We start from the raw sequence: 20,304 nt of genomic DNA, 5'->3' as shown, positions 1-20,304 counted from the left end.
GAAAAAGGATGCTCCCGGGGTGATTCCTCACAGCCAACCCAGTATCTCCGCCGCGAGATACAGCGCATAGCCGACCAGCAGGCCGCCGGCGGCGCGGGTGAATAGCCAGTTGATGCGTCCTGCCCAGCGCGAGCGGGCGACCCACTGGGCGAAACCGACCGAGCTGCCCGCTGCCAGGAGCAGCGCGCTGTGGCCAAGCGAATAGAGCAACATCAGCCCGGTGCCGAAGACGACATCCTGCTGATTGCCGATCAAGGCCAGGATGCCGACCATCACCGGCGTGGCGCAGGGCGCGAACACGAAACCCGACAGCGCACCGGTGACGAAAGCACCGAACATACCGCGCCAGTGTCGCGTTCGAGGTGCGGTCGCTCCGCACTGCGCCTTGCCCAGTCCGGGCAGCCCCTTGTCGCTCAGCAGGCTGATGCCGGCGGCCAGCGCCAGCACGATCAACGCCCAGCGCCAGAAACCGCCCGTTGGCAGGAACATCGCACCGGCCAGCGCGACGGCGAGGCCGATGGCGGTGAAAGCGAGCGCCATGCCGAACGCGAAGGCGGCGGAATAGCTGATCGCACGGCGCCGGCTGCCGCCGGCATAGCCGCCGACGTAGCCGATCACCAGCGGCACGGCGGCGACCGTGCAGGGCGACACTGACGATACCAGCCCCGCGAGCAGGGCCGTGGCGGCTGCGGTCGCCGGATAGGCAGCGATCAGCGCCTCGTTTTCGGTCATGAAGAAAAACCCAGCCGCGCCATGATCTCGGCCTCGGTAAGCTTGCCCATGTGACGGCCGATCTCCTTGCCCTTGGCGTCGAAGAAGACCTGAGTCGGCATCAGCTGGATGCGGAACGCCTGCGCCGCCTCATAGTCCTTGCTGATGTCGATGACCAGTACATGGGCCTTGCCCGCCGTCTTGCGCGCGACGCTGTCGAGCACGATTTTCATCTCGCGGCAGGAAGCGCAGGCGGCGGCGCCGAACTCGGCGATGGTCGGCAAGCCCGAGGCGGTGGCGTTAGCGACCAGTGCGACGCCGGGCGAAGGCGGCACCGGCGCTTCACGGCCGCAGCCGGCGAGCGCCACCGACACAGCCATCAGCGCCAAAGCGGCAAGCCACCCAATCCGCATGCTTTACAGCACCAGATTGAAGACGTAACCCACCAGCAGGATGCCGGCGGACACCACACCGGCGAAGGTGGCGATCAGTCTGGGCTTCAAGACCTTCCTCAGGATGATCATTTCCGGGGCCGACAGCGCGATCACGCTCATCATGAAAGCGAGCACGGTGCCCAGCGCCGCGCCCTTGCCCATCAGCGCCTCGACGACCGGAATGATGCCGGCAGCATTGGTATACATCGGCACGCCGATGACCACGGCGGCAGGCACCGACCACCAGGGTGCGTCCTTGCCCATGATCGAGGCCATGAAATCCTCGGGCACATAACCGTGGATGCCCGCGCCCAGCGCGATGCCGGCGAGGATGTAGGGCCAGACCTTGCCGACGATTTCGCGCACGTGATGGAAGCCCTGCTCGATGCGTTCGCCCCAGGCCAGTTGCGGCAGCTCGACATCCGCGACGCGCTGCGAATTTTGCAGTGCCGCCACCCAGTCCTCGAGATGGCGCTCCATCTTCAACTCACCGATCACCAGCCCGGCGACGATCGCGACCAACAGGCCCAGCCCGAGGTAGAGCGCGGCGACCTTCCAGCCGAACAGGCCAAACAGCATGGCGAGCGCCACCTCATTGACCATCGGCGCGGAGATGAGGAAGGAAAAAGTCACGCCGAGCGGCACGCCGGCCTGCAAAAAGCCGATGAACAGCGGCACGGCGGAGCAGGAGCAAAACGGCGTGACGATGCCCAAGCTCGCCGCCAGCGCGTTGCCCAGCCCGAGCCGCTTGCCGGAGAGTATCGCGCGTGTGCGTTCGGGCGAGACGAAGGTGTGTACGATACCCATCACGAAGACGATGCCGGTCAGGAGCAAGAGCACCTTGGGGGTGTCGTAGAAGAAAAATTGCAACGCGCCACCCAGATGGCTGTCACGTGCCACGGGAAGAAACCCAACCAGCGCTTCGGAAAACGGGATCAGCGTCTGGTAGAGCGCAAACCAGAGCACAGCGGCGACGGCGAGGAAAAGCCAAGGCTGGCGGTCGGAAAAGCGCTTGATCTGCAAAACGAGTGTGGTCATGAAAGGGAGCTCCAGAAACAGTGCAATCGGATGACGAATCAGCGTAGAAAAGGATGCAGCCGAACCCTCCTTGCTTTAAGAACTCAAGACGTCCCCCCGGCTGTCGCCTCGCTTTGCTGGGTCGGCAGCGGCGGGACGGCGGAAATGCACTTCACATCCCTTTCCGTTGCGATGTGGCAGGGGATGGAGCGCCGCCATGCAAGGCCTTGATCAACGGGCAGGAAATCTGACCGCGCCGCGTTTGGCACTCGGCCAGTAGTTGTGCCAGCGCAGCTTCCATCCGTTCGAGGTCTGCCAAACGAGCGCGCACGTCGGCAAGACGCCTTGCCGCCAGCTCGGCTGCTTGGGCACAGTGCGCGCCATCCTCGAGGCGCAATAACTCGCCGACCTCGTCCAGGCTGAAACCCAGTCGCTGGGCCGACTTGATGAACCTCACCCGCGCCACATCGGCCGCGCCATAGCGACGAATGCTGCCATAGGGCCGGTGCGGCTCGGGTAGCAACCCCTTGCGCTGGTAGAAACGGATCGTTTCGACACCCACCTCGGCGGCCCTGGCGAAGGCGCCGATGCTCATGTTTTCCTGCAGGGTCGTCATGGGCCTTGACTCCGTACTTGGCTACGGAAGTAAGGTTAGCTTACCCCAACTCAAAAAGGAGAGAAGAAATGCAATCGATGCTTCGTTGGATCAACCGGATTGGCGACAAGGCCGGATCGCTGGGCGCGCTGGTCTCCGCGATGGGCTGTGCCATGTGCTTCCCAGCCATCGCCAGTCTGGGCGCCGCCCTCGGCCTCGGTTTTCTCGGCCAATGGGAAGAGCTGTTCATCGGTACGCTGCTGCCGGCCTCCGCCGTGCTGTTGCTGGTCGTCCATGCCCTGGGCTGGTTCGCTCACCGGCAATGGCAGCGCAGTCTGCTGGGCATGCTCGGCCCAGTATTGCTGCTGCTCGCCCTCTATCTCTGGTTCGATGCAAAACTCATCTATGTGTCGCTGGCGCTGATGGTGGCCGTCTCGCTGTGGGATCTGTTTTCCCCTGCCAGCCGCCGTTGCGACGATCGCTGCACGCTTCCTGCCAAGGAGATCGGATCATGAATGATTGCTGCATAACACCCCAGCCGGGCGACAATGGTGTGCACATTGCCATCATCGGCAGCGGCGGCGCGGCGATGGCGGCGGCCTTGAAGGTCGTCGAGCGCGGCGCACGTGTCACGCTGATCGAGCGCGGCACGATTGGCGGCACCTGTGTCAATGTCGGCTGCGTGCCATCGAAGATCCTGATCCGCACGGCGCAAATCGCTAAGCTGCGGCGGGAGAGCCCGTTCGACGGCGGCATCACTGCGACATCGCCGACGATCGATCGCAGCACGCTGCTCGCCCAGCAGCAGGCCCGCGTCGCCGAACTGCGCCAGGCCAAATACGAAGGCATCCTGGCCAATCGCCCGGAGATCGATGTGTTGCGCGGCGAGGCGCGCTTTGGGGACGCCACGAGTCTCGTCGTGCGCCTGACCGACGGCGGCGAGCGCATCGTCGCCTTCGACCGCTGTTTGATCGCCACCGGCGCGAGCGCCGCGGTGGTGCCGATTCCGGGCCTGAAAGACACGCCCTACTGGACGTCCACCGAGGCGCTGGCGAGCGAAACCCTTCCCGCGCATCTTGCCGTGATCGGCTCGTCGGTCGTCGCGGTGGAACTGGCGCAAGCCTTCGCACGGCTGGGTAGCCAAGTCACGATCCTGGCGCGCAGCCGGCTCTTCTTCCGCGAAGACCCGGCGATCGGCGCGGCCATCACGGAAGCCTTCCGTGCCGAAGGCATCACGGTGCTGGAACAGACACAAGCCAGCCACATCGCCCATGTGGGCGGCACTTTCGTGCTGACCACGGCGCACGGCGAAATCCGCGCCGACAAGTTGCTCGTCGCCACCGGCCGGATACCGAACACACGTACGCTGAACCTGGAAGCGGCAGGCGTCGCAGTCGATGCGCGGGGCGCGATTCTCGTCGACGATCGTCTGCGCACCAATGTTCCGAACATTTTCGCAGCCGGCGACTGTACCAACCAGCCGCAGTTCGTCTATGTGGCTGCGGCCGCCGGCACCCGCGCGGCCATCAACATGACCGGCGGAGAAGCCGCACTCGACCTGACGGCGATGCCGACGGTGGTGTTCACCGATCCGCAGGTGGCCACCGTCGGCTTGTCCGAAGCCGAGGCCCATCTCATGGGCATCGAAACCGACAGCCGCACCCTCACGCTCGACAACGTGCCGAGGGCGCTGGCCAATTTCGATACGCGCGGCTTCATCAAACTGGTCGCGGAAGCGGGCAGCTCTCGCCTGCTCGGCGTGCAAGCGGTCGCCCCGGAAGCGGGTGAGCTGATCCAGACGGCGGCGCTGGCCATCCGCCACCGCATGACGGTGCAGGAACTGGCCGACCAGTTGTTTCCTTATCTCACGATGGTCGAAGGCTTGAAACTCGCCGCGCAGACCTTCAGCAAGGATGTGAAGCAATTGTCCTGCTGTGCCGGATGAGCGCTGCCAAAACTCGGCGGCTTCGGGATGGCACCGGCGGACAGGCGAGGGGCATTCATGAATATTCTGCCGATTCAGCAACAGCCGCAATGATCCTCGTTTGGCGGCTGGCTGCCGAAAGGGATGTCCTTGCCGCAACCGGCGAAAATGCCGTAATGGCGCGAAAAGTCGCCGATGAAGTCGAAATGCGGCGCCAGTCGGCTCTCCTTCAGCATGCGATACGTGTTGCCGCAGACCGGGAAAACCCGGCCGACTTCGATGCGGTGGTGTTTGTCGAGCGCGAAGACCTGCGCCTGTTCCGCAATGCTGCCGCGATAGATGACGGCCTGGCCGTAGTCTTCGCAATCGGTTTCCAGCCCGTCGAGCTTGAACAGCCGGTAGGTCGCCGAGAAAAAGCGCACGCCCGCGGTGCGCGGCACAAGCTCCGGATCGGTGACGTCGAGCGGCCGGTCTTCGACCAGCCGCGGATCGGCAAAGCCCGCCTCCCGCGCAAGATGCAGGAAATCGTTCCAATAGAGTGCGCCGCCGAGGCATTCGCCGTACAGCACCGGGTCGTTACGTACCGCCTCGGGCACGCGCCGGTCGGCATAGACATCCGAGAAATAGAACTCGCCGCCCGGCTTGAGCAGACGATGGACGCCGGCAAGCACCGCCGCCTTATCGGGCGACAGATTGACCACGCAGTTGGAGACGATGACGTCGAAGCTGGCCGGTTCCAGATCGAGCTCGATGAGGCGCTCGATGTAGCCATGCAGGAAACGCACGTTGGCAAAACCGAAGCGCTCGGCGTGCCAGGCACGATGACGCTCGGCCACCGCCAGCTGTTCGTCGGTCATATCGACGCCGACCACCTCGCCCCTGCGGCCGACGAGCTGCGCCAGCGCATACACGTCGCGACCGGACCCGCTACCGAGATCGAGTACGCGGCAGCCTTCCAGCAGCGGCGGGCAGACGAGACCACAGCCGTAGTAGCGCTCCAGCACTTCCGGATGGATCTTCGCCAGCAAGGGCTTCAGCCAGGCCGGCACGCTGGAGGCATCGCAGCAGGCGGAGGTTTTCAGATCGGCGGTGCCCGACAGTTGCTTGCCGTAGTAATCCTTCACGAGTTCGTGCATGTCGCCTCCCGGGTTTCCGCTTTCAGCGCGCCGCCGCAGCTGCTGCCCTGCCCCGCCGTGCAGCCGTAGCAGTGGTCGGCGACGCGAATGACGCGGCCGGCGATGTCCCGCTCCAGCAGTTCCGACAGATGCACTGGCCGGGCAGAGTCACCGAGCGGCAGGCCGAGCATCTGGTTGAAGTCACAGTCATAGACGAAACCCCGCCAATCGACGGAAATCGTCGTCCGGCACATCACGCCGGGCAGGTTGTCGTGCCGATGCGCGCTCTTGAGCAAGCGCATGTAGTCGTGGAATGCGTCACGCGCGAGCAGCGTGCTGCCGAAGCGGCGGATCGGCATGTTGGCGAGCGCATAGAGATGGTTGAAGACGATGCCGTAGCGCGTCAAAAGCTGCTCCTTGTAGGCCGCTTCGAGTGCGCTTTGCTCCGGCGGCAGGTCGGGGCCGAGGGGGTTATAGACCAGATTCAGCGTCAGCCCCCTGTTGGGAAGGCCATAGCCCAGATCGTTGAGCTGGCGCAAGCCGGCGAGGCTCGCCTGGAAAACCCCGTCGCCACGCTGCAAATCGACGTTCTCTTCCAGATAGCACGGCAGCGAAGCGACGATCTCCACCGCATGGGCGGCGAGAAACCCGGCCAGGTCTTCCTGTCCCGGCTCGTTGAGAATGGTCAGATTGCAGCGGTCGATGACCTTCACACCCAGCGCCCGGGCGGCGACGACCAGCCGACGGAAGTGAGGATTCAGCTCGGGAGCGCCACCTGTCAGGTCGAGGCTCGCGATTCCCTGCTGCTCGGCAAAACGCAGCAGCAGCTCCATGGTCTCCCAGGCCATTTCCTCGCTACGCCTGGGACTGGCGGCGACATGGCAGTGCCGGCAGGACTGGTTGCAGCGGTAACCGAGGTTGGCCTGGAGGATGGCAAGACGTTCGCGCCGGATGGGCGGAAAATCCGTCTGGACCAGCAGGGGAAGGGTATCGTGCATGAGCGGCTCCGTCGCAGGTTGACTATCGATTGGTCGGCGTTCAGGGCCGATTTCTTACAGACTGGCCTTACTCGCCAGAACCGCCGTCGTCGAGCAGTTTGCCGGCGTAGCGTTTGCAGGCCCGATGCAGGAAATCCATTTGCCGACGGTAGTTCGTGCAGCCTTTGCACATCGCCAGGTGCATCTTGAGCGCGAGTCGCTCACGCAGTGACAGCTTGCGGTCCTGCCCTTCGGAGAGCAGATGGGTGACTTCCTTGCAGCTCAGCATGACGAGACTCCCGAAGCAAACCAGCTGTCCTGCAGGCAGCGGCGCAGCGCATTGCGCGCGCGATGCAGGATCACATGGCAGTTGCTGGTGGAAATGCCGAGCTCACGGCAGATCTCGGCGGTATCGAATTCGAGGAACTCGCGCATCATGAACACACGTGCGGTATTGGCCGGCAGGTGTTCGAGGCAGGCCTCGAACACTGCCCAGAACTGTTCCTGATGCAAGGCGGCTTCTGGATCACCCCAGTCCGAGGGTGCGGCTTCAAGACGCCAGTGCGCGTTCGGCTTGAACTGGGCCTCGAAGGCTTCTTCCAGATCGGCCTCTTCCGGCAGCAGCGCGCTGAAATTCACGCTCTTCGCTTTCTGGCGGATCGCATCGACGATCTTGTTGCGCAGGATCGCGAAGATCCAGGTTTTCACGGCGGAACGGCCGGCGAACTGTTTTTCTCCGTCGAGCGCGGCGAGCATCGCTTCTTGCACCACGTCTTCGGCGAGCTGCGCGTCGCGCAATTGCAGGGTGGCGAAGCGCAGCATGTCACGACGTATTTCCGTCAGAAAAGCCGCATCGATGTGACCGACGACTTCATCCGGCATTCGCCCTCCCCCTCGAAAGCATGACGTCGTGGAAATCACGACTGCAAGACTCATAATGTTACCGCCGTGCCTATGGCCTGCATCGCTTCGGGAAACGCGGCGAGAAGACGCGACAAATCTTCCGGACGGTCGACGTCCCAGAGCGTCGTCGATTCTTCCCACGTGCAGCCGCACTCCCGCAGCCGTTGCCGGGTCTGCGCCATCACCTCATCGCTCCCCCAGGCGATGCCCTCGAACACGGATGCGATCGGTGCGCGCAGACCGATCAGCACGTAGCCGCCATCCTCTGCCGGCGTGAGCACGGCATCGTGTCGCTGCAAGCGCGCCGCCGCCTCGCGCAAGGAACCCGGCGTCAGCGCCGGGCAATCGGTGCCGATGACCAGCACCCCAGAGGACGTGGCCGATGCGTGCGCGGCCGCCAGCATGCGCCGCCCCAGATCGCCCTGCGGCTGATGGCGCACGCTCACCGCACCGTAAGCGCGGCACTGGATGAAATCGGGATGGCGCGGATCGCCCGCGCACCACAGGGAGACTGGCCCGACATCCGCGACCAGCGCCATCGCGACGGTGCGTTGCAACAACCAGCGTTGCAGTCGCGCCGCTCCCGCCGCGCCCAGAGCCGGGATCAGCCGGGTCTTGCATTGGCCCGGAATCGGCGCACGGGCGAGGATCGCCACGCCGACGCGGCCGGCATCAGGGTCGATCGGGGACATAGCCGTACTCGCAGGCGAGTCGTTGCGGATCGGCGCCGAAGAAATAGCGCAGCCGCAGCCACCACATCAAAAGGATCGTGCGCCAGACGCCGTGCGTCTCCCAGCGCCGCCCCGAGGTCGTCGCCCGCGCCGTCAGGCATAGCGGGCGCCCCCTTTGGCGCAGGGCTTTCGACAGGGCAATGTCTTCCATCAAGGGGATCTCCGGAAAGCCACCGACCGCAAGGAAGGCTGCGCGCGAGACGAACATGGCCTGATCGCCGGTGGCGATACCGGTCAGCCGCGAGCGCAGATTCATCATGCGGGCGACGACGCCGAGCCACGGGGAATCGCCTGCTATCTCCACATCGAAGCGTCCCCACTGGCCCTTTCCCGCGGCCAAGGCATCGAGGATCAGTCGGTCGGCCTCCTCGGGCAAGCGAGTATCGGCATGCAAAAAGAGCAGCACCGCACCGCTTGCCGCTGCGGCCCCGGCATTCATCTGGCGCGCCCGGCCGCGGGGCGCACTGATCGCCTGGTCGGCCAGTGGCCTGGCCAATTCAAGCGTTGCATCCACACTGCCGCCATCGACGACGATCACCTCGCCACCGCGTGCCCGCAACGGTTGCAGCGCTTGCAATGCGGACACGATGCCGTCTGCTTCGTCGAGAACGGGGATCACGATACTGATCATGGGCAGGGTTCCTTGCGGCCGACGAAGGCGAAATCGGCAAAACCGGCATGCGCCTGTTCGCCGGTGTTGTCCGTATCGGAGGCCAACGCCAGCCCGGTCAGCTTTGCCGGCGCATGGCCAAATGCGCGTTGAAAATCGGCGCTGACATCACGGCGTTCGCTGACCCATCGATTCGCTTGTCCAGCACCCGAACGTAGCACCAGCATGCGGGCGCGGTCGGTATAGGCATTCGGCTGCCAGGTGCCGACCGGCTGGCGGTTGTCCCAAATGTAGTTGATGGCGGCATCGGGCACCACATTGCCGCGCAGCGAGCGCGCCAGTCCGAGCGCCATCCGCGTGCCCAGGCCCAGCGTATCCGGCGGGACCGCGAAACTCAGATAGACGCGGGCGGCATAGTCATCGCCCGCCTTGGTCGTCATGTCGGCATTCTTCAAGGGCGCATCGATCCGCCAACGCCAGCACAGTATCGGCGTCTCGTTCAGATCGATCTCGAGCGGACGCGCCAGCAGCGCCATGCTGCTGACGGCATGCGCCTCGACGGCCGGCACACCCTCCCAGTCGCGCAATCGATAACGGGTCGGCGCGATGTCCTCGTTCAACCGTTCGATCCGCCAGGGCGCGGGAATCCCACCGCTGGCGGGAAAACGCCCGACCCATCGAGGCTCTGCGAGCGCCGCCAGCGCACAGGGCAACATCAGCCAGGCCATATTCCGCTTCATGCAGCCTTCTCCTCGGCCCAATTCAATCGATGGTAGTCGAAACCCTGCGCCAGGGTCGGCTTGATCACCTCGAAGTAGGGCGAGACGTCGAAGTCGCGCGGCACGAATAGACTGTGGTGACGCACGTGCAGGATCTCATCGACGCAATCCGGACAGCCACCCCCTGTCGCCGGTCGAGTTTCGATGTGGGGCAAGATCGGATAGCGCACGGACTGGAAACTCTGGGCCACCAGTGTCGAGCAGATCGCACGCGTCGGGTCGCCGCTGCCCAAGGCCAGCATGCGCCGCCGCCAACGTTGCGGTACCGGCGGCGTCGGGATCAGATAGCGCACCAGGTCGATCACGTTGCGTAGGTCATATTGGTAGCCGACACGAGCCAACGCGAATTCGACGACGCGGCGACAATCGTCATCGCTGAGCCCCACCGGCCGACAAATGCGGCAATGCAGGCCGGCGAAATGTTCCAGCCCGACCAGACGGACCCCCTCGACGATGTCGGCTTCGACGAAACAGTGCGGCGCACACGACCCACCGCAGTCGCCCACGTAGAGAGCGGCATGCGACCAGGTGGATTGCGTCAGAAACTTGATGGCGACGCTCACGCGCGTCCGGCCCTCGACCAACAGCACGTCTGCAGGGCGCAAGGTCGCGGCCAGCAGATCGCTTGCCGTCGGTGGCGAGGTGCTGTGCACGTGCCGCTCCCGGCTCAGCCAGCGACCGAGCGCGCGCCCGAGGCTCGATGTCAACGGATTCATGCCGACGCTCCCCGCCGCCAGCCATGAAAGCGTTCGACCCAGGCCAGCAGCCGTTGCGGGGCATGGGCCTTCTTCCAGACCCCGGCGACGTATTTGTTCGCTTCGGCGAGCGTCGGATAGATGTGGATGGTGCCGAGAATCTCGTTGAGGCCGATGCCCTGCTTCATCGCCAGCACGTATTCGGCGATCAGCTCGCCGGCATGCTCGCCGACGATGGTCACGCCGAGAATGCGATCCTTGCCCGGCACGGTCAGCACCTTGATGAAGCCATGCGCCTCGCCGTCGGCGATGGCGCGATCGAGATCGTCGATATCGTAACGGCTGACTTCGTAGGGGATGCCCTTTTCCTTCGCTTCCTGCTCGTTGAGGCCGACCCGCGCGACTTCGGGCTCGACGAAAGTCGCCCAGGGAATCACGGAATAGTCGGCCCGAAACTTCTTGAAGGGGTCGAACAGGGCATTCACCGCCGCATACCAGGCCTGATGGGCGGCGGTATGCGTGAATTGATAGGGCCCGGCCACATCGCCGGCGGCATAGATGTTCGGGAAATTGGTTTGCAGAAACGCATTGACCTCGATGGTGCGCGAAGTGGCCACGCCGATGTCTTCCAGCCCATAGCCCTTGAGATTGGCGACCCGGCCGACGGCCACCAGCACGGCATCGAAGGGAATTTTCACGTCGCGGCCTTCGTGTTCGGCGATGAGAACCTTCTCGCCATTGTCCATCACGAACTGCTTGGCCTTATGGTTTGTCAGCACCGCGATACCTTCGGCGCGGAAACGCTCCTCCACCAGCGCGGAAACCTCGGCATCTTCACGGATCAGGATGCGCGGCGCCATTTCGACTTGCGTCACTTCGGCGCCAAAACGGGCAAAGGCTTGTGTCAATTCCGAACCGATGGGCCCGCCGCCCAGCACCACCAGACGCTTGGGCAGCTCGCGCAAAGACCACACCGTGTCCGAGGTCAGGTAGCCCACCTCCTCGATGCCCGGAATCGGCGGCACGAAGGGTCGCGCGCCGGCGGCGATGACGATGCTGCGGGTGGTCAGCGTTGCGGTGCTACCGTCGTTGCGCGTGACTTCCACCGCCCACGGCGAGATGATTTTCGCGCGGCCCTCGATCACTTCCACTCCCAGGCCGGTGTAGCGTTCGATCGAATCATGCGGCGCAACGGTTTGCACGACCCTTTGCACCCGCTCCATCACTTCCGCGAACGAAAACTCGGCGCTGGCGCGACGGCACCCGAACTCCTCGGCACGCGCCAGCTGGGCGAGAAACTTCGCCGAGCGGATCAAGGCCTTCGAGGGCACACAGCCGGTGTTGAGACAATCGCCGCCCATCTTGTCCTTCTCGATCAGCGTCACCTTGGCTTTCACGGCGGCCGCGATATAGGCCGTCACCAGTCCCGCGCTGCCGCCGCCGATGACGACGAGATTGCGGTCGAAGCGCGCCGGCTTCGTCCATTTCGCAAATATCTTGTTCACGCGCACCACCTCCACGATCTTTTTGGCCATCAAGGGAAACACGCCCAGCAGGGCGAACGACAACAACAGACCCGGCGAGACGAGGCCGGAGAGCGAATCGATCTTCGCCAACTGCGTGCCGGCATTCACGTAAACCACGGTGCCGGGCAGCATGCCGAGCTGGCTCACCCAGTAGAAGGTGCGCGTCTTCATCGCCGTCAAGCCCAGCAGCAGATTGACCAGGAAGAAGGGAAACGCCGGCACCAGTCGCAGGGTGAAGAGATAGAAGGCCCCCTCGCGCCGGATACCGGCATCGATGGCGGCCAGGCGCTGCCCGAAGCGGCTCGCCACCCAATCGCGCAGCAGGAAGCGGGCGGCGAGAAAGGCCAGCGTCGCCCCCAGCGAAGAGGCGAAAGAAACCAGCAGGGCGCCCCACCACAAACCGAAGATCGCTCCGCCGGCCAGGGTCATCCAGACCGCGCCGGGCAGCGACAAGGCCGTCACCAGCACATAGAGCGCGAAGAAAACCGCGGCGCCGAAGAGCGGGTGCGCATCCCGCCAGGCGGCAAGGCTGGCCTGCTGCGATTTGAGCCACATGAGATCGAAGTAGCGGTCGAGATCGAGCCCAAAGAACAGGGCGATCAAGGCAACGACGATGAAGAGCAGTGCGAGTTTCTTGAGGGCCATGAAGCTTTCTCTGGTGGATCGCGCCCCCCGAAAGAGGTGGCGCTTCGTCGCTTGGTCGCGACAAAGCCGCGGAACCTTACAGGCCTGCGTCCGGCGCGGCCCCTTTACAGTGGATCGGATCAACCCGCCAGCAAGGCGCTGGCCGAAGCGCGCACCACCTGCGCGATCAATGCCTCATCGACTTCCGGTTCGAGCTGCTGGGCCGTGCCCATGCGGCCGGTCGGCACTGCCGTAAGCTGCCCTTGCCGTTCCTCCAGCGCGTATTCGCCGGTGCAGGAATGGCAATAGATGCGATCCCCCGCATGATGGTCGCGGCGCACCACCAGGGTCGGGCCGCACATCATGCATTCGCGCAAGGGGATGCCCTCGTCGCTGTGGCCGACGATGTGACCGAGTTGCCCGGCGCGGCCGAGCGCGAGGAAGCGTTCGCCGAATTCCCGGTCGAACTGGCGATCGAGGTTCTCCTCGATGATGTGAAGCGCCTGGCCGATCGACATGCCGCGCCGGTAAGGGCGCGTGCTGGTCATCGCGTCGAAGGCATCGCAAATGCCGACGATGCGTCCGTCGAGCGGCACGTCCTTGCCGCGCAGGCCACGTGGATAGCCGCGTCCGTCCGGCGTCTCGTGATGGGCGCGGATCGCCGCCTCGACGAGCCGCGCCAAGGGGTGACCGGCCAGCATGCGCCAGCCGACGTCCGGATGGGTCTTGATCACGGCATACTCGTCTTCGGTCAGGCGATCCTTCTTGCCCAGGATGTGATCGGGCACGCTGATCTTGCCGAGATCGTGCAGAAAGCCGCCCACCGCGATGCGCGCTGCATCGGCTGGCCCCAGGCCGGACTCGGTGGCGAGCAGATGCGCATAGCGGGAGACGCGCCACAGGTGGCCGCCGGTGTAGGGATCGCGCGCCTCGACCATCCAGGCCATCACCAGCAGACTTGCCAGCAAGTCTTCGTAATGACGCACGGCATGCCGCTCGGTGCCGCCCAGCATGTCCTTGAGTTCAGCGAGCAGACTCATGTTTCTTGCCTCCCTTCGCCAGCAGGCTTTCCAGCAGATGATCGAAAGACAGGTGCCCCGGTCCGCGCGCGATGAGATAGAGCAGCACCGTGGCCCAGACGCCGTGCGTCGGATAGGCGTCAGGATAGACCAGAAACTGGATCGTCGCAGTCATGCCCAAAAGCGCCAATGCCGAGAAACGCGTCGCCAGCCCGATGAGGATCAGCACCGGAAAGACGTGCTCGGCGGTTGCGCCCAAGAGCGCCGCGAGTTCCGGCGGCAGGAGCGGCAGCCGGTATTCCTCGCGGAACAGAGCGACGACGCTATCCGAAAGATGCGGCCAGCCGATCTGGAATTCGCCGGAGACGATGTCGAGCGCGAAGCCCTGCACCTTGGTCTGACCCGATTTCCAGAAGATCGCCGCAATGGAGAAGCGGCCGAGCAGCGCGATCGCGTCGTCGGGAATGCGCTCGAGCCAGCCGATCAGGCCGTGCACAAAAGCGATGATCTTTTTCATAGTCCACTCCTTTCGCAGGCAATGAGTGCGCCGCTGCGGATCAATAGCGCCAAACTCGCCGCCAGATCGAAACTTTCCTCAGCGGCTGCCGCCGCACCCAGAGTTTCGCCGGCCAAAAGGCGCGCGATGAAGCCGGCGGCGCCTGGCTCGATCGGCGTGATCTCGACTTCGAGCCCGGGACGGGCGAGAAACGCCGCCTCGCCGCGCGCCAGGTCGATCTTGGCCAGCGCGGCTGCGGGATCGTCGACTTGATGCGCGGCCCACAGCGAGACGACCGGATGCGGCGAACGGAGCACGCGCAGCGACGGCTGCAGCACGAAGCGCGTCAAGGGCAAGGCCTCGGCATCGGCGAGCAAGACGGAAAGCGTGTCCCTGTCCAGCGGCTCGGCATCGGCGGCGTGCCAGGCCTCGACGCGCAGCCATTCGAGCCGCGCCACGTCGGCGAGATACGGCAGGCCCGCCACGGGCGGAAATGCCGCGATGAAATCGGCGAAACCCGCGCCATACCAGGCGAGCACCGGCGAGCTCGGCGGCGAGGCGCGCACGAACTCGGCCGCCATGGCGCGGAAGAATTCCTCGCCCACGAGCGCCTGCACCACCGGGTAGGTCTCGGCCAGCGCATCGATCAGTCCGACGAGGACGTTGTTGCGATAGACGGCGAAACGCTTGGCCGGATCGGAGCCGTTCCAGGCTTTCAGCCCCGGCGGGCAGCCGAATGTCGGCGCTCGCAACGCTTCAGAAAACCGAGCAGCAAAGCTAGCCTGAGTGTTCATGCGCACAGCCTTTCATCGGCCGTGAGCGCCGCCATCATCGCTTCGGCTTGACGCGCTTCGGCATGCAGCACGGCCAGGGGGGGAATGTCGTTGTCGCGCTCGATCAGCGTCGCCATCGGGCCGACGTAGCCCAGCGCCTCGGCATAGAGATCCCAGACATCGCCCGCCACGGCGGCGCCGTGGCTGTCGATCAGCAGGCGATCGCCCACCGCATCGACATCCTCGGCAAAGCCGGCGAGATGGATTTCACCGACGGCATAAAGCGGCAGGGCGCGCAGCTCGGCCGAGGCATTGCGGCGATGATTGACGCAGGAGACGTAAAGGTTATTGACATCGAGCAGCAGTCCGCAGCCGGTACGCCTGACGACTTCGCTAATGAAGTCGGGCTCGGCCATCGTCGAGGCGGTGAATTCGACATAGGTCGCCGGATTCTCCAGCAGCATGCGGCGGCCGAGCCGTTCCTGCACGCGGTCGATGTGTTCGCACACGCGCGCCAGGGTGCCGGCGTGATACGGCGCCGGCAGCAGATCGTTGAAAAATGTCCCGCCGTGACTCGACCAGGCCAGATGCTCGGAGAAGGCTTCGGGCTGGTAGCGCTCGAGCAAAGCCGCCAGACGATCCAGATGCGCTTCATCCAGCGGCGCTTCGCCACCGATGGAAAGCCCGACGCCGTGGATCGACAGCGGATAGTCGGCGCGGATGCGCTCGAGATGATGGTGGAACGGCCCACCGGCCACCATGTAGTTCTCGGCGTGGATTTCGAAGAAGCCGATGGCGGGCCGCGTGTCGAGAATCGTCCGGAAGTGTTCCGGTTTCAACCCGACACCGCCGGCCCTCGGCAGGGCAGACAGTGTCGTGGTCATGATGGACTCAGGCGCTCTTTTCCTTGAAAGCCTGCAGTTGGCCGTAGCCGGTCGGCGAGGTCTTCGACGGCGTCTTCTCGCAGGTGCCCTTCGGCACCATCGACCAGGCATTGCCCTGATGGTCGCGCACCGAGGTGCCGGCGCAGGTGGTGCCGGCGCCGGCCTTGCAGTCGTTCTTGCCTTTCAGCGCGACCCCGTAGCACTTCTCCATGTCGGCCATCTTGTCCTGCGCGGCGACGGGCGTGGCGGCGATGGTCATGGCGGCGCCCAGGGCGAGGGCGAGGGATGCGGCGGTCATGGTCTTGTTCATTTGAGTCTCCTTCGGTTGGGTTGCGAAATGGGGCAGGTTTCTCACCTGCTGATCGTTAGTCGGAGCAACGGCCGTTTTCTTACAACCGATAGGCGGCGAATTTCTCATCGATCACGGTCTGGCACAGGTGATTGGTGTAGTTCGAAAGCGTTTTCACCGCACAGGCGAGCACCACCGCGAGTGCCTGCTTCTCGGTGTAACCGGCGGCGAGAAAGGCTGCGCCCACCGCCTGACTGGGCTTGCCGCCGGTTTTCACCAGTTCCCGAGCATAGGCGTAGAGGGCCTGCAATTTGGCATCCGGAATCGGCGCGCCGGCGCGGATCGCCGCCAATACCGGGGCGGGCACGCGCGAGACCTTGTCGGCCAGCATGCTGTGCGCCGCGGTGCAATAACGGCAGCCGTTGTGCTGGCTGATGGCGAGGAACACCACTTCCTGCTCGGCCGGCGTAAATCCCGACTTCTGGCGAAACTCGGCATAGCCGTGCAGGTAGGTGGACAACACGCCGGGGACGTTCGCCATGTTGGCATACATGTTGGGGATGAAGCCGACCGCCTGTTGCGCGGCTTCGAGCACCGCCTTCTGCTCGGGGGTGGCGGTGTCGAGCGTGACGGGTTTGAGTGTCTGGGTGACGAAATGCGGGTTCATGTTGTCCTCCGTTCGAAATGCCGGCGCCTGCCGGCGATGAACCGAGAATAGGTTGCCTCTTGGCGATTGCGATTATCATCCGTGCCGATCTCATCACCCTTCGTATCGGAGATGGATGCTTCGGACGGCCTATCCCGCTTGCTGGACCACACCGGCCTGCGTGCGCGCACTTTCTATACCGGGGCGCTGTGCGGTCTGCACGCCTTTCACGCCGCAGAGGGCGTCGGACACCTGCACGTCGTGCGTGCCGGCACCGTGCGAATCATGGGTGCACAACGGATGGTCATCGAGGGACCGGCCCTGCTCTTTTATCCGCGACCGCTGGATCACCGGCTCGACGTTCCCAGCGGGGTGACGGCCGAGGTGCTCTGCGCCAGTGTCAGTTACGACGCCGGCATGGACAACGCGCTCGTTCGCGCACTGCCTGCTCTCGTCGTCGTCCCGCTCGATGGTGCGCCGGGGCTTGCGCCGACGCTGGAACTGCTTTTCACGCAAGCGCGCATGGAAGGCATCGGCCGCCAAGCGATGCTCGATCGGCTCTGCGACGTCGTGCTGATCCAGATCGTCCGTCATGCCATCGAACGAGGCTGGATTGCGCGCGGACTGCTCACCGGGCTGGCTCACCCGCGTCTGGGCAAAACGCTGACAGCGATGCTCGATGCGCCGGGCGAAGCGTGGACGCTCGAAACGATGGCGGCGCGGGCGAATCTTTCACGCAGCAGCTTCGCACGTCATTTCCGGGAAACCGTCGGCGCTACACCGGCGGCCTTGCTGGCACAAGTCCGCATCGGTCTTGCCCAACGACTGCTGCGCCAGGGCAAACCGCTCGCGACGGTGGCGCAAACGGTTGGCTACGGCAGTCAGCCGGCGCTGTCGCGCGCCTTCATCCGGGAAACCGGGATAGCGCCTTCCGATTGGCTCAGGCAGCAAATCACGAAATGAGTCGGCGCTGGTGGGACGGCACCGGCGACATTTTCGCACTCGAAGCGTGTTCAGACGCTATCGTAACGGCGAAAAAAACCACGCTTGACCATTTCGACCAAACCGAGATAAGTGACCAGCAGGCCCAACAAGAGCAGGAAGAACAGCGGCGGCAGCGGAGTGAAGCCCAGCAGGCCGGCCAGCGGCGTTAAGGGTAGCAGCAGCGCCAGGCCCACCACGGCAAGCGAGGTGGCGGCAAGCCAGGGGTGCGGGCGGCTCTTGAGCGGGTTGCGCCGGGTGCGGATGACGAAGATCACCAGCACCTGGGTGGCGATCGATTCGACGAACCAGCCGGTGCGGAAGAGCGTCTCGTTGGCTTCGAGCAGCGCCAGCAGCAGATAGAAGGTGAGAAAGTCGAACAGCGAACTGATGGGGCCGATGGTGACCATGAAGTCGCGGATGAAGCGCATGTCCCAGCGCCGCGGACGGGCCATGTCCTCGGCGTCGACGTTGTCCAGCGGCAACGGAATTTCCGAGACGTCGTAGAGCAGGTTGTTGAGCAGGATCTGCATCGGCAGCATCGGCAGGAAAGGCAGGAACAGCGTCGCCGCGGCCATGCTGAACATGTTGCCGAAGTTGGAGCTGGTGGCCATCATGATGTATTTCATGACGTTGCCGAAAGTGCGCCGCCCTTCGCGGATGCCGTCATGGAGCACGTCGAGGTCGTGTTCGAGCAAAACGAGATCGGCGGCCTCGCGCGCCACGTCCACCGCGCCATCGACCGAGATGCCGACATCGGCGGTGTGCAACGACGGCGCATCGTTGATGCCGTCGCCGAGATAGCCGACTGCGTGGCCACGGCGCTTGAGCGCGAGCAGGATGCGATTTTTCTGCGCCGGGGTGACCCGGCAGAACAGATTGACCTCGTCGACGCGCGCGGCGAGCGCCGTATCGTCGAGCTGCGCGATCTCCTGGCCGGTGAGCACGCCGGCGATGGGGATGGCGAGCGTCGTGCAGACGTGACGCGTGACACGCTCATTGTCGCCGGTGAGGATCTTCACCGCCACACCGCTTTCCGCCAGGTGCGCGATCGCCGCTGCGGCGCTCGCCTTGGGCGGATCGAGAAAGGCCGCGAAGCCGGAGAAGGTCAGTTCCGTCTCGTCGGTGACGATGGCATGCGGATGATCCGGGGGCACCTCGCGCCAGGCGATGCCGAGCGCGCGAAAGCCTTCGTCGCCGAGCGATGCGAAGAGCGCCGCGCTGCGCTCGCGCGCGGCCTCATCGAGCGGCAGCGCCGCGCCGTCGGCCGTTTCATAGGCGGTGGAGAGCGCGAGGATGTCTTCCGGTGCGCCTTTCACCGCGAGGATGCGGCGGCCGTCTTTCTCCGCCAGCACCGAGACGCGGCGGCGCTCGAAATCGAAGGGCACCTCGTCGATCTTGCGCCAGCCGCCAAGGTCGATCTCGCCATGCGCGAGAATCGCCTCGTCGAGCGGGCTTTTCAGACCGCTTTCGAAAAAGCTGTTCAGATAGGCGAGTTCCAGCACCCGCCCGCTCGGCCGGCCCGCCGCATCGATGTGACGTTCCAGACGAATCTTCGCTTCGGTGAGCGTGCCGGTCTTGTCGGTGCACAACACGTCCATCGAGCCCATGTCCTGGATCGCCGACAGCCGCTTGACGATCACCTGCCGCGCCGCCATGCGTTGCGCGCCACGCGCGAGCGTCACCGAGACGACCATCGGCAACAACTCGGGTGTGAGCCCCACCGCCAGCGCCACCGCGAACAGGAAGGATTCCAAAAGCGGCCGCGCGAAGGCGAGGTTCACCAAGAGCGTGAACAACACCAGAAGCATCGTCAGCCGCATGATCAGCATGCCGAAGTGGCGCGTGCCGCGCTCGAAAGCGGTGGGCGGCGGCTGCCGAGCGAGGCTTGCGGCGATCTTGCCGAGCTCCGTCGCCGCACCGGTGCGCTCGATCAAGACCGTCGCCGCGCCGCTCACCACCGAGCTGCCCATGAACACCGCGCCTTCGTCGTCGGTCCCGCCTTCCGCGCCCGCGACGGCGCGCTTTTCCACCGGGTAAGGCTCGCCGGTGAGCTGCGCCTGGTTGACGAAGAAGTCGCGCGCCTCGAGTACGCGGCCGTCGGCTGGCACCAGATCGCCGGCGGAAAGGCGCACCACGTCGCCGGGAACGATCTCGGCGACCGGCACTTCGCGCGGCGCGCCGTCGCGCAGCACCGTCGCCGTCACCGCGACCTGCTGCGACAAGCGCTCGGCCGCCTGCCCGGCGCGGTATTCCTGGACGAAATCGAGCGTGACGCTCAAGAGCACGATGGCGCCGATGATGGTGGCGCCCGTCGCATCGCCCGTCAGCGCGGTAACCACGCTCGCCGCGAACAGGACGAGGACGAGCGGATTGCGAAAGCGCATCAGGAACCGGATGAAGAGCGCGCGCTCGCGATGCGGGCGGATCTGGTTGGGGCCGAAGCGCGCCAGGCGCTCATTGGCCTCACGACTGGAAAGCCCGGGTTGACGCGAGTATTCATCCATGCCTGGCGAGTATAGGCCCCGCACCCGCTTGCGGCTATGATTCTTCCTTTCCAAGCCTTCGGAGGAGC

Annotated in this window: 23 protein-coding genes; 3 read left to right on the top strand and 20 right to left on the bottom strand. The window is 64.8% G+C overall.

Annotation, left to right across the window (positions count from 1 at the left end):
- Positions 1-27: 27 nt before the first annotated feature.
- From EL335_RS05620 to merR, 4 genes are all read right to left on the bottom strand, one after another.
- On the bottom strand, positions 28-732 hold the full coding sequence (locus tag EL335_RS05620; RefSeq protein ID WP_126444915.1) for a cytochrome c biogenesis CcdA family protein: 705 nt from the start codon (positions 730-732) through the stop codon (positions 28-30).
- Entirely contained in the window at positions 729-1,124 is a 396-nt protein-coding gene (locus EL335_RS05615; protein ID WP_126444913.1) for a thioredoxin family protein, read from the bottom strand. Before EL335_RS05615 ends, EL335_RS05620 begins: the two co-directional genes overlap by 4 nt.
- A 3-nt stretch (positions 1,125-1,127) precedes the next feature.
- On the bottom strand, positions 1,128-2,183 hold the full coding sequence (locus tag EL335_RS05610; RefSeq protein WP_126444911.1) for a permease: 1,056 nt from the start codon (positions 2,181-2,183) through the stop codon (positions 1,128-1,130).
- A 151-nt stretch (positions 2,184-2,334) separates the two neighbouring features.
- The gene (merR, locus tag EL335_RS05605; protein WP_126444909.1) at positions 2,335-2,778 is read right to left on the bottom strand and encodes a mercury resistance transcriptional regulator MerR; all 444 of its coding nucleotides are present in this window, start codon (positions 2,776-2,778) and stop codon (positions 2,335-2,337) included.
- A gap of 68 nt (positions 2,779-2,846) precedes the next feature.
- Here merR and merC point away from each other — a divergent pair, with 68 nt between their 5' ends.
- Both merC and merA read left to right on the top strand, forming a co-directional pair.
- Complete coding sequence (gene merC / locus EL335_RS14435) at positions 2,847-3,272, top strand: organomercurial transporter MerC (protein ID WP_348541424.1); 426 nt, start codon at positions 2,847-2,849, stop codon at positions 3,270-3,272.
- On the top strand, positions 3,269-4,702 hold the full coding sequence (merA, locus tag EL335_RS05600; protein ID WP_431306259.1) for a mercury(II) reductase: 1,434 nt from the start codon (positions 3,269-3,271) through the stop codon (positions 4,700-4,702). Before merC ends, merA begins: the two co-directional genes overlap by 4 nt.
- 74 nt (positions 4,703-4,776) lie before the next feature.
- Here the strand turns inward: merA and EL335_RS05595 are convergent, their stop codons facing one another.
- The 15 genes from EL335_RS05595 to EL335_RS05525 form a co-directional block, all read right to left on the bottom strand.
- A complete protein-coding gene (locus EL335_RS05595) occupies positions 4,777-5,817 on the bottom strand; it encodes a methyltransferase domain-containing protein (RefSeq protein WP_126444907.1) in 1,041 nt (346 codons plus the stop codon).
- Entirely contained in the window at positions 5,802-6,794 is a 993-nt protein-coding gene (gene arsS, locus EL335_RS05590; RefSeq protein ID WP_126444905.1) for an arsenosugar biosynthesis radical SAM (seleno)protein ArsS, read from the bottom strand. Before arsS ends, EL335_RS05595 begins: the two co-directional genes overlap by 16 nt.
- 67 nt (positions 6,795-6,861) lie before the next feature.
- Positions 6,862-7,062 (bottom strand): zf-HC2 domain-containing protein, encoded by a 201-nt coding sequence (locus EL335_RS05585; RefSeq protein WP_126444903.1) that lies wholly within the window; start codon positions 7,060-7,062, stop codon positions 6,862-6,864.
- On the bottom strand, positions 7,056-7,655 hold the full coding sequence (locus tag EL335_RS05580) for a sigma-70 family RNA polymerase sigma factor (protein ID WP_126444901.1): 600 nt from the start codon (positions 7,653-7,655) through the stop codon (positions 7,056-7,058). Before EL335_RS05580 ends, EL335_RS05585 begins: the two co-directional genes overlap by 7 nt.
- Before the next feature lie 50 nt (positions 7,656-7,705).
- Positions 7,706-8,368 carry a TIGR04282 family arsenosugar biosynthesis glycosyltransferase gene (locus EL335_RS05575; RefSeq protein ID WP_284155464.1) on the bottom strand — a complete coding sequence of 221 codons (663 nt, stop codon included), beginning with the start codon at positions 8,366-8,368 and terminating at the stop codon, positions 7,706-7,708.
- Positions 8,349-9,038, bottom strand: coding sequence for a TIGR04283 family arsenosugar biosynthesis glycosyltransferase (locus tag EL335_RS05570; protein ID WP_126444899.1), 690 nt, complete (start codon positions 9,036-9,038; stop codon positions 8,349-8,351). The genes EL335_RS05575 and EL335_RS05570 overlap by 20 nt, the downstream gene beginning before the upstream one ends.
- Positions 9,035-9,757: a DUF3047 domain-containing protein gene (locus tag EL335_RS05565; RefSeq protein WP_126444897.1), complete on the bottom strand. Its 723-nt coding sequence runs from the start codon at positions 9,755-9,757 to the stop codon at positions 9,035-9,037. The genes EL335_RS05570 and EL335_RS05565 overlap by 4 nt, the downstream gene beginning before the upstream one ends.
- Positions 9,754-10,512 (bottom strand): YiiX/YebB-like N1pC/P60 family cysteine hydrolase, encoded by a 759-nt coding sequence (locus EL335_RS05560; RefSeq protein WP_126444895.1) that lies wholly within the window; start codon positions 10,510-10,512, stop codon positions 9,754-9,756. Before EL335_RS05560 ends, EL335_RS05565 begins: the two co-directional genes overlap by 4 nt.
- Complete coding sequence (locus EL335_RS05555; RefSeq protein ID WP_126444893.1) at positions 10,509-12,662, bottom strand: dihydrolipoyl dehydrogenase family protein; 2,154 nt, start codon at positions 12,660-12,662, stop codon at positions 10,509-10,511. Before EL335_RS05555 ends, EL335_RS05560 begins: the two co-directional genes overlap by 4 nt.
- A 119-nt stretch (positions 12,663-12,781) precedes the next feature.
- Positions 12,782-13,681 (bottom strand): HD domain-containing phosphohydrolase, encoded by a 900-nt coding sequence (locus EL335_RS05550; protein ID WP_126444891.1) that lies wholly within the window; start codon positions 13,679-13,681, stop codon positions 12,782-12,784.
- On the bottom strand, positions 13,665-14,177 hold the full coding sequence (locus tag EL335_RS05545; RefSeq protein ID WP_126444889.1) for a DoxX family protein: 513 nt from the start codon (positions 14,175-14,177) through the stop codon (positions 13,665-13,667). Before EL335_RS05545 ends, EL335_RS05550 begins: the two co-directional genes overlap by 17 nt.
- A complete protein-coding gene (locus EL335_RS05540; RefSeq protein WP_126444887.1) occupies positions 14,174-14,950 on the bottom strand; it encodes an HvfC/BufC N-terminal domain-containing protein in 777 nt (258 codons plus the stop codon). Before EL335_RS05540 ends, EL335_RS05545 begins: the two co-directional genes overlap by 4 nt.
- The gene (bufB, locus tag EL335_RS05535; RefSeq protein WP_126444885.1) at positions 14,947-15,813 is read right to left on the bottom strand and encodes an MNIO family bufferin maturase; all 867 of its coding nucleotides are present in this window, start codon (positions 15,811-15,813) and stop codon (positions 14,947-14,949) included. The genes EL335_RS05540 and bufB overlap by 4 nt, the downstream gene beginning before the upstream one ends.
- A 7-nt stretch (positions 15,814-15,820) precedes the next feature.
- Positions 15,821-16,123, bottom strand: a complete 303-nt coding sequence (locus tag EL335_RS05530) for a BufA1 family periplasmic bufferin-type metallophore (protein ID WP_126444883.1) — start codon at positions 16,121-16,123, stop codon at positions 15,821-15,823.
- Between the two features lie 79 nt (positions 16,124-16,202).
- On the bottom strand, positions 16,203-16,769 hold the full coding sequence (locus tag EL335_RS05525; protein WP_126444881.1) for a carboxymuconolactone decarboxylase family protein: 567 nt from the start codon (positions 16,767-16,769) through the stop codon (positions 16,203-16,205).
- A gap of 111 nt (positions 16,770-16,880) precedes the next feature.
- On the opposite strand from EL335_RS05525, the gene EL335_RS05520 reads away from it, so the two are divergent.
- Positions 16,881-17,711 carry an AraC family transcriptional regulator gene (locus tag EL335_RS05520; protein ID WP_126444879.1) on the top strand — a complete coding sequence of 277 codons (831 nt, stop codon included), beginning with the start codon at positions 16,881-16,883 and terminating at the stop codon, positions 17,709-17,711.
- A 50-nt stretch (positions 17,712-17,761) separates the two neighbouring features.
- On the opposite strand, the gene mgtA is transcribed toward EL335_RS05520, so the two are convergent.
- On the bottom strand, positions 17,762-20,236 hold the full coding sequence (mgtA, locus tag EL335_RS05515; protein ID WP_126444877.1) for a magnesium-translocating P-type ATPase: 2,475 nt from the start codon (positions 20,234-20,236) through the stop codon (positions 17,762-17,764).
- Between the last annotated feature and the right edge of the window lie 68 nt (positions 20,237-20,304).

Source organism: Sulfuricystis multivorans, from assembly GCF_003966565.1.
Lineage (GTDB): Bacteria > Pseudomonadota > Gammaproteobacteria > Burkholderiales > Rhodocyclaceae > Sulfuricystis > Sulfuricystis multivorans.
This window is presented reverse-complemented; position numbering and strand designations above follow the sequence as displayed.